The sequence below is a fragment of the Chitinophaga sp. genome, assembly GCF_036569125.1.
GTDB lineage: Bacteria > Bacteroidota > Bacteroidia > Chitinophagales > Chitinophagaceae > Chitinophaga.
Genome location: NZ_DATCRF010000554.1, coordinates 1 through 11,141, shown reverse-complemented (window position 1 = coordinate 11,141; position 11,141 = coordinate 1). Strand labels below are relative to the sequence as shown.

Here is an 11,141-nt window from a genome sequence, read left to right as displayed (position 1 = left end):
GTCAGGATGTCGTTATCTTTTTCCAGCGTTTGCTGCAGGCGGCCTATTTCCGTTTGCTGCTGCGCCAGCTGCACCCGGGTGTTAAGCGTGAACGTTTCTGTTTGCTGGTTAATGTTCTGCTGCTGCAGGCGCAGAATATTTTGTTCCGTGCGGTTATAGCGCCAGTTCCAGAGCGTCCAGTTCAGGCGGATGCCGCCCAGGTAAAAGGGAGTAAAATCATTTTTCAGCATATTTAAACCCGGCCGGCCGTAACCGCCCTGCACAAAGCCGCTTATACGGGGCAAGGGTTTGGTGGCGGTGAGCCTGGCCTGCTGGTTGAGGGCGGCAGATTGCAGCTGGTATAGCTGCAGCTCCGGCCGGTTAAGTGTATCCGTGGTAGTTACCCGGGCTGCTGCGGGCAGTGACAGTTTTACCGGCCCGGTTGCTTCATACCCGGTAAGCAGCTGTATCACGGCCAGGTTAGCGCTGCGGGAGGCGTCGGCAGAGATCTCCTGCTGGTTTGCCCTCAGCTGTTCTGCCTTTAACAGATCTACATTCGAGGGCAGCACCGTACCGTTCTGCACCCCGGCGTTTAACCGGTCTATCCGCTGTTGCAGGTCCTGCTGCGTTAAGCGGGCAGCCTGTATGTATTCCGCTGCCAGCAAGGCATTGAAATAGGCCTGTGTTATCTGTTGTTTTACTTTGTACAGCTCCACTTCCACTTTCTGCTGCTCTGTTTGTTGCTGGATGGTTTGCAGCTCCCGCTGCTGACGGGTGGCGCCGCCATCGTACAGCAGCTGCTTTACATCAATGGTAGCCCGGTACTGGTCTTTGGAAAATTCCGGTATGCTTACCCCCGGTACTTTAAACGGAAATTCTGTAACGGCGCTTTGGTAGGTAGCCTGTCCGTTCAGCTCAGCCTGTGGCAGGTAAGCGGTATTGGTATTTTTTACCTGCAGTTTTAAAATGCTGTCCAGCACCTGCTTCTGGCGCAGCAAAGGGTAATGCTCACGGGCCAGCTGCTGGCATTGTTCCAGGGTAAGCAAGGTGCTGTCCTGCGCATACAGCTGTGTGGTAGCTAACAGCCACACCCAAACGATATACTTCATTGTTAACTATTTTATTTAACTATTTGGTTAATTCAAAAGCAAAAAAAACTACGGTGTGATAGCCGCCAAAACAAAATCCGCCACGAACTGTTTTCTTTCTTCTATCAGCAGTTTAAACTGTACTTCATCTATCCCTGTAACGCCCTTCAGCAAAGGTTTTGCTGCAAATGGGAATACGCACATCGACAAAATATTCAGCATTAATTGCAGGGGGCTTACCTTTTTAATGATGCCTTTTTCCCCTGCCACGGCTATTTCCATCAGGAACTGCTGGATGTTCGGGAAGTTAGGTTTGGTTTTAAATTGCTTTACCAGCAGCTCCGGCTGTTGCTGCAGCTCATTCAGTACAAATAAAGGAAGCTGCGGATTTTCTATTAGCCCTTCAATATAATTCTTAATGATAGCCCGGATCTTATCCTGAAGCGGCATATTAGCGTTGATAACATTGCTCAAACGGTCCAATAGCTTATCCAGGGCTTCTGTGAAGACTATTTCAAACAGTTTTTCCTTGCTGCGGTAGTAATAATGCAGCATGGCCTTGTTAATGCCCGCTTCATCTGCAATATCCTGCATACGCGCGCCTGCCAGTCCTTTTGTTGAAAATATCTTTTTAGCTGCTGCTATGATCTGTTCCTCCGTGTTCCTTTCCTGAGACATAAACTATTCAGTTTAACCATTTGGTTAATGCAAAGGTATGAAAAGATCGGAAAGCGCAAAATAAATTTTATTAGGGGGAAGGAGGACCTCAAAGGTTTCCTATGATGAATATTGCCAGGGATTGCCTCCAAATGGTTTAGGGCATATTGGATGTTAGCTTGGTGGCCAGAGAGATCGCCTTCAGGGGGCTTACGGCCCTATTGAATGTTGTTAGCCCGATTGCCAAGAAATTGCCTCAAAGATCTATGGTATATTGAATGTTTTAGCATGATGGCCAGGAACTGCCTCAAAGGGTCTTCCACTCCCATCGGCAAACCAGAAGGATCCCACCACCATCTACAACAACACCCCGCAAATACCTATATGAGCCATCCGGGAAAAATGCCTTATCTTACCAGGCGTAAAGAAAAAGAGGAAAGGTTAACAAACAAGGTGCTGACAGCCGTTATCGGGTGCTGCCCTTACGTTTTGGGGTCAAACGCTATATGCAGAGAAAAGTACAATCGCTTTAACAGTACAAATTTACTACCGGCCGGCCAGGGGGGCAAGCGAAGTAACACCTGAAAAGATTGCGTATTTATACTTGTTTTTTCAGGCAATTCTACGAAGGGGTTTGTAGGGCATATCGGCTATTTTGCAGCTCAGTTCACCAAAAAAACCTCAATACTCATGAAAAAAAACCGCTTTACTTACATTGCCGCCCTGGTGGCAATTGTTTTGTTAAATGCATGCCAACAGCCCCAGGGCCCCATCCCTTTTGATTCTCAAAAGGCATCGATCCACACCATTCCCATAGACGAAGCCGCTAACCTCACCAGAGATTTCCGGAATACCCGGGACCGGCTTATAAAAAGCGTTAAACTTGATTCGTTCCTGCAGATACCCACTGCCGAAACCTTTAACCGCGACGCCTTTGCCGTATTATTAAACCAGAAAGATGCACAGGGCATCCGCATTTATTATGGCCGTGGTAAAAATGGGGAAGTGAAGCTGGTAATGGTACCGGTTAATTCTAAAGGCGAAGATATCATTGTAAAACTGCTGGACGGTAAGAACAGCAGGGACGAGAAAGCCGTTGGTTTTATACCCGGTATTTCCACTGCCCAGGCGCAGGACAATGGTGCGCAGGCCATGGAAAACGGCCAGCGTTGTGATCCCCCACCCTGTGCAGCCAGCAAGCTAACCAGATAATCTACCCAACCTTTTTCAATGATCCCTGACCATATTGCCAGTTTCCTGTTAAGCGAAACAGTGGCTATCCCGTTGATTATTGGGGTGGTACGCTTTTATAAGATCAATACCAGCTACCACCCCTTTATTCTTTTGTTACTGATGGCCTTTACCTCAGAGGTCATCAGCTTTATCTGTATTAACTTCCTGCATGCCAATAATGCGATCACGGTAAACCTGTACGCATTAATTGAATGCCTGATCCTGCTATTCCTGTTCCGCTCCTGGGGCTTCCTGCAGCGAAAGCAAAAGCTGTTCTTTTTCCTGATGGCTGCGTTCATTATTATCTGGATCACGGAGAACCTGGTGTTCTTTAAGATAGAAACCTACAGCCCCTTTTTTAAAGGCGCTTATTCCTTTGTGATCGTATTGCTTAGCATCAATGAGATCAATTATATGATCGTACAGGATAATAAACAGCTGTTTAAGAACGCCAAATTCCTGATCTGCCTGGGCTTTATCATTTATTTTATTTACCAGATCATTTATGAAGCATCCTATTATGTGCTGGGGAAGGATAATGTGGTAAGCGTAGCTACGAAGATCATCAGTATGTTCGGGTATATGAACGCTTTTGTAAATTTGCTGTATGGAGTGGCCGTGTTTTTAATCCCCGTAAAAAAGAACGATCTTTATTTTAACCGGCACTTTGAGTAAATGAAGGAGAAAGTATCAATTTTTCAACAATGGGAGATAAGATCTTTTATACCACCATATTTGTTTCTTTGCTCATTGCAATTATCATCGTTTTTTTTGTAGTATCTATTATCCTGTACCATCGCCGTTATATTAAATTACAAAGAGAACGGATCACCGCGGAGATCACCATACTGGAAAACGAACGCAAACGTATTGCCACAGACCTGCACGACAGCGCCGGTCCCCTGCTGTCGACCGTAAAGCTTTTCATTAACAGCCTGGATGTACGTACCGATGAGGATAAACAGATCATAGCCCGATCCAGCAAGTATATTGACGAAACCATCACCAACCTGCGGCAAATATCCCATAACCTGCTGCCCAATGCGCTGGAACGGAAAGGGCTTACCGAAGCGCTGCGCGAATTTATCCAGCAGATCAGCGAAAAACAGCCCCTGCACATTGAGCTGCGCACCAGCGGCGATATACAGATACAGCCGGAAAAGGCCATTCACATCTTCCGCATTATCCAGGAAATTATACAGAACACCCTCAAACACGCACAGGCCAAACAGCTGCAAATATCCCTGAACAAAGAAGAAGACCTGCTGCTATTACTGATCCGCGAAGACGGCGCCGGCTTTGATGTAAAAAAAGCGAAGGCCAACTCCACAGGCCTGGGCATGAAAAGCCTGGAAATAAGGACCGACATTATGCATGGCTCCCTGGCCATTGATTCCGCACCGGGACAAGGCACCAACTACCTGATAAAAATACCTGCCTGAATATAGTTCCCTTCCACCTTCCTCACCGTCTGAACAAAAACTGCCGGAAATTTGTATATTTACCTCCTCAAAAGAGGCACTTATCCACCCCAATATTGCAGTTCGCAATTTTCAGTTGGGGCTCGTGGGGCACGCAACGCTTGTACGGCGATCATTATCACTCCTGAAACAATGGCTCAACAAATCAGATTATTAATAGCAGACGATCATGAGATCTTCAGGGACGGACTGGCACTGATGCTTTCCAGGCAGCCCGATATTCAGCTGGTAGGCCAGGCATCTGATGGCCGGGAGCTGGTGGACATGCTGGAAAATATGCAGGCGGATATTGTACTGACCGATCTCAAAATGCCCCGTATGGATGGGGTAACCGCTACCCGTTTGCTGCTGCAAAAAGATCCCTCGCTGAAGATCATTGCCCTTTCTATGTTCGATGAGGAAGACCTGATCGTGGAAATGCTGGAAGCCGGCGCCAAAGGATACCTGCTTAAAAATGCAGATAAACAGGAAATACTGGAAGCCATTACACAGGTGTATGCAGATAATATCTTCTACTGCAAACAAACTTCCGCCAAGCTGGCCACCATGATCGTAAAGAGCCGGTTTGACCCGCAACGCAATAAAGAAAAGATCTCCTTCACAGACCGCGAAAAAGAGATCATTAAACTGATATGCCTGCAATTCACCGCCCAGCAGATCGGTGAAAAGATCTTCCTGAGCAAACGCACGGTGGAAGGGCACCGCACCCGTATCCTGGAAAAAATGAATGTGAAGAACACCGCCGGCGTAGTGGTATTTGCGCTGAAGAACAATCTCATTAAAGAAGAAGACCTGCTCTAGTATCTTAATATTATCTGCTTAACAGTTGTGAAGAAATATTTGGTCAGGACAATTATTTGCTGATTATTTTTTGCAACGTTGTTACAATTTTATCTATATTTGTCGCATGCAGTTCCTCCGGCATATCCTTATTCGTAAAGCAGCGGCCTTTTTATTAATGGCCATGCTGCTGTATATACAGGGTGTGCAGGTTTTTCACCGGCACGACTATACGCCGGTAAAACATCATAGAACCGCGCAGCTGCCGGAGCACCTGGTTAAGGCCAGCCATTCCTGCGCCATTTGTGATTATCACCTGGCAAAAGATGCAGCCCTGCCGGCGGTACATATCATATTACCCTCGCTTTGTTACTATCCTGTTACCAACACCTTCCATCCTTCCGCCCCCCATGCAGGCCTGCAGCATGCACAGGCTAACAGAGGCCCCCCTGCCCTGTTATAATATTCTTCCCTTATTGCTGCTCCTTATTTTTCATTGACTGTATTCCTGTAAGTTATGTTGCAAGCTATTGCGCTGACCAAACAATTTGGCCGGCATACAGCGCTGCACGCGTTGAACCTGTCTGTAGGTAAAGGTGAGATCTTTTGTCTTCTGGGGCCTAATGGCGCCGGTAAAACCACTACCATCAATTGTTTCCTGGGATTTTTAGACCCTGACAGCGGTACTGCGCTGGTAAACGGGATAGATGTAAAAGCCCACCGGCAGCAAGCCCGCCGGCATATTGCCTATATCCCTGAAACGGTGATGTTGTACCCATACCTGAGCGGGCTGGAGAACCTGCAGTTCTTTAACGCGCTTACCGGTAATGAATACACGAAACATCAGTATATACAGCTGCTGCTGCATGCAGGTTTGCAGGAAGCTGCCATACACCGGCGGGTACAAACCTATTCCAAAGGTATGCGGCAGAAAGTAGGGATAGCAATTGCCACTGCCAAAAATGCCAAAGCCCTGCTGCTGGATGAGCCCACCTCCGGCCTGGACCCCAGGGCCAGCAACGAGTTTTCCGCACTGCTGCGGCAATTCAGTGATGAGGGCCGCGCAGTATTAATGGCCACCCATGATCTGTACCGGGCCAGGGAAGTGGCCACCCGCATTGGCATTATGAAGGAAGGGCGGCTGCTTACCATTATGGAAGCCTCCACCATTGATCATTACACACTGGAAAGTATGTATATGGAACATATGAGCGCCACCCGCTGATTCACACGCCCTGTTATTTAACGACCATGTTTATAATATTAGCCACTAAAGAATGGCAGCAGGTACTGCGCAACCATACCCTGCCGGCAGCTGTCATCGCATTGCTGGTAATGCTGGGTATTGCCTTTGCGGGAGTTTGCGGACGGTATAACCGCCTGCAGGAAGAACGTGCTGCTGCAAACACACATTTCCGGCAACAATGGGAGCAGCTGCAGGTAGGCGATCCGCATAGCGCTGCCCATTTTGGCACTTACATTTTTAAGCCTGTTACCCTATTAAGCAGCTTTGACAAAGGGCTGGATAACCTTACCGGCTACACGATGCGGGTAGAGGCCCATGCGCAGCACAGTATGGCCATGCCCGGCCTGCGCCCTGCCGATAGCTACCTGCGTTTCGGGGAGCTAACCATGGCAGGTGTGCTGCAGCTCTTTTTTCCCCTGTTCATCCTGTTCAGCTGTTTTAACAGCTATACGCAGGAAAAAACATCCGGCACGCTGCGGCTGCTGTTATTACAGGGCGCGGGCCCGGCTGTATTGTTAAACAGTAAAGCCGCCTTTAACCTGCTTATTGTAAACAGCATGCTGCTACTGGGGTTGCTGGTATACCTGCCCGCACTGTTTATAATAGCGGGCCGGCCGGTTACCGGTACTGATCTTTTGCGTATGCTGCTGCTCATTATTTGTTATGCCGTTTACAGCAGCATCTTTGTTTTAGTAGGCATCCTGGTGTCTGCAATCGCAAAAAATGCACGGCAGTCGCTCATCATTGTGCTGGGCATATGGCTGTTATGGAATGTGCTGATGCCCCGCTTAACACCGGTTATCGGGCAGGCCCTGTACCCCTTACCCTCCCGGTATGCCGTACAGGAAAAAATTGAAAAGGCCATTAAAATGGGGATCGATGGCAATGCACCCCGGGAAAGCAGGCAGGCACAGCTAACACAGGAAGTGCTTAAAAAATACCATGTTACCAGCGTTGAACAGCTGCCGGTTAATTTAACGGCCATCTTAATGCAGGCCAATGAAGATTATGCGCAAATGGTGTACGATACCTATGCCGCAAAAACGGATAGCATTATACGCCTGCAAAACAATATTACCCGTTATGCGGCCTGCCTTAACCCATACCTGGCCATACGCAGCATTTCTATGGCCTTATGTGGTACGGATTATGACCATCAATGGCACTTTGATAAAGCTGCCCGGCAATACCGCAATACTTTTATACGCTGCCTGAATAATGAGCTGGCCTATGGCGGCAGCAAAACGGACGATGCTACCTGGAAAGTTGATCCACGCTTTTACAGCACTCTGCCGGCTTTCCGCTACCAGCCGCTCACCACAGCCAATGTGCTGTATAGTCAGCGCTTACTGTTATTATCCCTGCTGTTATGGCTGCCGGGAAGTGTTTTACTCTTAAACCGGGTTGCCCGCTATGCACAAGCTCAATAGATCCATATCAGTGGCAGCGCGCATCCTGCAGTTTGAGCTGCGCAGCCTTACCCGGGGTTCGCTCTTACCTGCACTGGCAGCTATTTTCATACTGGCAGCCGCTGTAGCCTTATACTATGGCCGGTCTGTAATGGTAATGCATAAGGCTGCGCTGGATAGTATACAGCAGGATTATCATCAGCAGTATATTAAACTGTATAAACAGCTGGATGCGGATACCAGCACAGCACAGGGCAAAACGGATTATATTATGGCCAGCCACCCTGCTGTGGTGGATTACCGGCTGCACCGCACGGTCTTTCATCCGCCTGCGCCCCTCTCCCTGCTGGCTATTGGCATGAGCGATATGGCCACTTATTATTTCCCGGTAACCATTAAACAAAGTTTTGTACCGGCGGAAGAGAAGATCAATAACCCGGAATATTTGCTTTCCGGCAATTTTGACGGCGCCTTCCTGCTGATCTACCTGCTGCCGCTGGCTGCTATCTGCTTAAGCTATAACCTGCTGGCGCAGGAAAAAGAACAGGGTACACTGGCCTTACTGGTTATACAAAAAGGCAGCATTACCGGCACCTTATTGCTGCGCTTATTGCTACGCTATCTTATTTTATTAATAGCTGTGCTGCTGATCACTATAACCGGCATCTGCTTATCCGGCGGTGCGCAGGTTCCCTGGCAGGCATGCCTGGCCTGGATGGGCGTATGCGCGGCTTACACAGCCCTGTGGATGGCCATAATATGGTTTATACTTTCCTGGAATACCACGGCTGCTGCAAACCTGGTCATCCTGTTATGCACCTGGCTGCTGTTACTGGTAGTAATACCTGCTTTGTTCCGGCTAAGCATGCCTGCTGCAGCCGGGGCAGATGATACGGCTACCTATGCCTCCCGGCAAAGGGAAATTGAATGGGATACCTGGGAGCTACCGCAAAAACAATTGCTGGACAGCTTTTATGCGGCGCATCCACAATACTACAATCAACAGGCTTATGATACCAGCGCTGCCAGCTCCCGCCGTTTGATGGCTTATTTTGAGCTGGTGGCCAAACGTATGCAGCGGGTAATGGCCGGCCAGGAAACCGCCAGGCGCCGGGATATGCAGGCAGTAACAGCTTCTTATTACTATAACCCGGCCGTATACACGCAAACATTGCTGAACAGTATTGCCCGTACAGATATTACGGATTATGCCTTTTTTAACCGGCAGGCCAATGTTTTCCGGGAACAATGGAAACAATTCTTTTACCGCCTGCATTTTAACGGCCGGAAGTTTACCGCGGCAGATTACAAAAACCTGCCTGCCTATAAACCGGTGTATGATGCAAACAGCGCTACACGCTGGTGGAAAGGTACCGCCTACCTGCTGTTATTAACTGCAGGCTGGCTGCTGGCCGGTATAGCGGTGTTATGGAAAAGGCATGTACGGCATGATCATTAAATCAATCAGTTAATATATCACATCAATGAAAAGAACGTTACTCATATTTATCAGCTTGTGCTTCGCAGTTGTTAGCAGCTATGCCCAGCATAATACAGACAGCCTGCGCAAACAACGCCTGCAGGAAATTGTAGTGCTGGAAAAGAAGAAAATGCTGAAGGCAGACAGCATGGCGCCGGTGCTGCGCCTGGAAGGCCGCCTGCTGGAAATACCACAAAGCCTGGTAAGTGTAACCAATGAGCTGATCCGTGAGCAGGGTGGTTTGGAAATGAAAGACATTATACGCAATGCCAGCGGCGTAAAGATCGGGTATAACAGCTCTGTGTTTGATGCATCCGCAGCAGCATTCATGAGAGGTTTTGCCGCAGACCAGTTTGTAAATGGCATGCCACAGCGCAGCACCATGGGCGCTATTACAGATGATGCAGCGATCATAGAACGGGTGGATTTTATAAAAGGCCCGGCAGGTTTCCTGCTGTCGTCCGGTGAGCCGGGTGGCAGTATGAATATTACTACCAAAACACCCCGGCAGCAAAAAGTAAGACAGGTAGAAGCTGCGGGTGGCAGCTTTGGCTTATGGCGGATAGCAGCCGATGCCGGAAGCGCCGTGCAGGAACGTGGCTTTTCATACCGCCTGAATGCAGTATACCAGCAGCAGAACAGCTTCCAGGATTTCATTAAAACAAAGAAATACGTAGCGGCGCCTGTTATACAGTATAACTTCAGCCCCCGTACTGTTATCCTTGCGGAATATGATCTCATCCGCACCACATCCGACGGCGGCAGCAGCATTACCAAAATAGGTACAGAAGCGGATATACTCAAGGACCGCATTGGCAACAACTATGCGGGCGATCCGAATTTGCCGCGATCCAGCACACAATCGCAGAGCGTACGCCTGGCTTTTAACCACCGCTTTAATGACCACTGGCGCTTATCGGTACAATCAAAATATACCGTTACTCCCACCACCGTCTGGTACCTGATCTCCGACAATTATTCACTGGTGAATTTTGACAGCACCAATATTACACGGCGCTTACCGGTTAATAACAGCATTACCGGCCGGGTAGCCGCAGCGCAGGTATACGTGAACGGCCAGTTTAAAACCGGCCGGGCTATACAACATAACCTGGTGGCAGGACTCGATTACAACTACAGCAAGGATAATTTTTTTAATGCTTATGGGAAATATGCTTTCACTTTTGACAGAACGCACCCGCAGTACGGCTTAAATACAGACAGTGTGCGCATGCTGGGTAAACCTTCACTGATCGTGCGTGAAAATAACTGGACCTCCGCTTTTGCCTATAACAGTACCCGTATTCATACCAGCTGGATCGTGAATTACGGCGGCCGTTTTACATTGAACACGCCGGTTACCACCAATGGCAAACAACCGCAGCGGGATGAAACGGCCTTCTCACCCCGCCTGGGCATTACGCGCTTACTAGGCGATAATACATCAGTATATGTGTTGTACGATCAGTCCTTTATACCACAGTCGGGTGTGGACTTTGCAGGCAATAACTTTAAGCCTATGCGGGGCAACAGCATAGAGGCAGGCGCCAAAAGGGAGTGGTTCCAGCGCAGGCTCATTACCAGTGTAGCTGCTTACCGCATTATTAAAAACAACCTGCTTACCAGCGACCTGGAACATCCCGGCTTCAGAAGGCAGATAGGTCAGGCCACCAGCACCGGTGCGGAGGTAGATGTAATTGGCCGCCTCTCCAACCGCTTTTCCATATCTGCCAACTATGCTTACACACATGCCATTACCAGCAAAGATGCTAACAAAGAAAATGAAGG

Annotated in this window: 11 protein-coding genes; 9 read left to right on the top strand and 2 right to left on the bottom strand. The window is 48.6% G+C overall.

Features of this window, described 5'->3' with window-relative positions:
• Together VIM87_RS20805 and VIM87_RS20800 are read right to left on the bottom strand one after the other, a co-directional pair.
• Positions 1-1,088 (bottom strand): TolC family protein (locus tag VIM87_RS20805; RefSeq protein WP_331998867.1); only part of this gene is annotated, 1,088 nt, incomplete at its 3' end.
• A 48-nt stretch (positions 1,089-1,136) separates the two neighbouring features.
• The gene (locus tag VIM87_RS20800) at positions 1,137-1,745 is read right to left on the bottom strand and encodes a TetR/AcrR family transcriptional regulator (RefSeq protein WP_331998866.1); all 609 of its coding nucleotides are present in this window, start codon (positions 1,743-1,745) and stop codon (positions 1,137-1,139) included.
• A 669-nt stretch (positions 1,746-2,414) separates the two neighbouring features.
• Here VIM87_RS20800 and VIM87_RS20795 point away from each other — a divergent pair.
• From VIM87_RS20795 to VIM87_RS20755, 9 genes are all read left to right on the top strand, one after another.
• Positions 2,415-2,936 (top strand): hypothetical protein, encoded by a 522-nt coding sequence (locus VIM87_RS20795; RefSeq protein WP_331998864.1) that lies wholly within the window; start codon positions 2,415-2,417, stop codon positions 2,934-2,936.
• Positions 2,937-2,954: 18 nt separating this feature from the next.
• Positions 2,955-3,632, top strand: coding sequence for a hypothetical protein (locus tag VIM87_RS20790; RefSeq protein WP_331998863.1), 678 nt, complete (start codon positions 2,955-2,957; stop codon positions 3,630-3,632).
• 29 nt (positions 3,633-3,661) lie between these two features.
• On the top strand, positions 3,662-4,399 hold the full coding sequence (locus VIM87_RS20785) for a sensor histidine kinase (RefSeq protein ID WP_331998862.1): 738 nt from the start codon (positions 3,662-3,664) through the stop codon (positions 4,397-4,399).
• Between the two features lie 171 nt (positions 4,400-4,570).
• Complete coding sequence (locus VIM87_RS20780) at positions 4,571-5,239, top strand: response regulator transcription factor (RefSeq protein ID WP_331998861.1); 669 nt, start codon at positions 4,571-4,573, stop codon at positions 5,237-5,239.
• A gap of 106 nt (positions 5,240-5,345) precedes the next feature.
• Positions 5,346-5,681, top strand: coding sequence for a hypothetical protein (locus tag VIM87_RS20775; RefSeq protein ID WP_331998860.1), 336 nt, complete (start codon positions 5,346-5,348; stop codon positions 5,679-5,681).
• A 54-nt stretch (positions 5,682-5,735) separates the two neighbouring features.
• Positions 5,736-6,443 carry an ABC transporter ATP-binding protein gene (locus VIM87_RS20770; RefSeq protein ID WP_331998859.1) on the top strand — a complete coding sequence of 236 codons (708 nt, stop codon included), beginning with the start codon at positions 5,736-5,738 and terminating at the stop codon, positions 6,441-6,443.
• A 26-nt stretch (positions 6,444-6,469) separates the two neighbouring features.
• Positions 6,470-7,894, top strand: coding sequence for a DUF3526 domain-containing protein (locus tag VIM87_RS20765; protein WP_331998858.1), 1,425 nt, complete (start codon positions 6,470-6,472; stop codon positions 7,892-7,894).
• Entirely contained in the window at positions 7,878-9,332 is a 1,455-nt protein-coding gene (locus tag VIM87_RS20760; protein WP_331998857.1) for a DUF3526 domain-containing protein, read from the top strand. Before VIM87_RS20765 ends, VIM87_RS20760 begins: the two co-directional genes overlap by 17 nt.
• A 25-nt stretch (positions 9,333-9,357) precedes the next feature.
• On the top strand, positions 9,358-11,141 hold a 1,784-nt coding region (locus tag VIM87_RS20755; protein WP_331998856.1), incomplete at its 3' end, for a TonB-dependent siderophore receptor.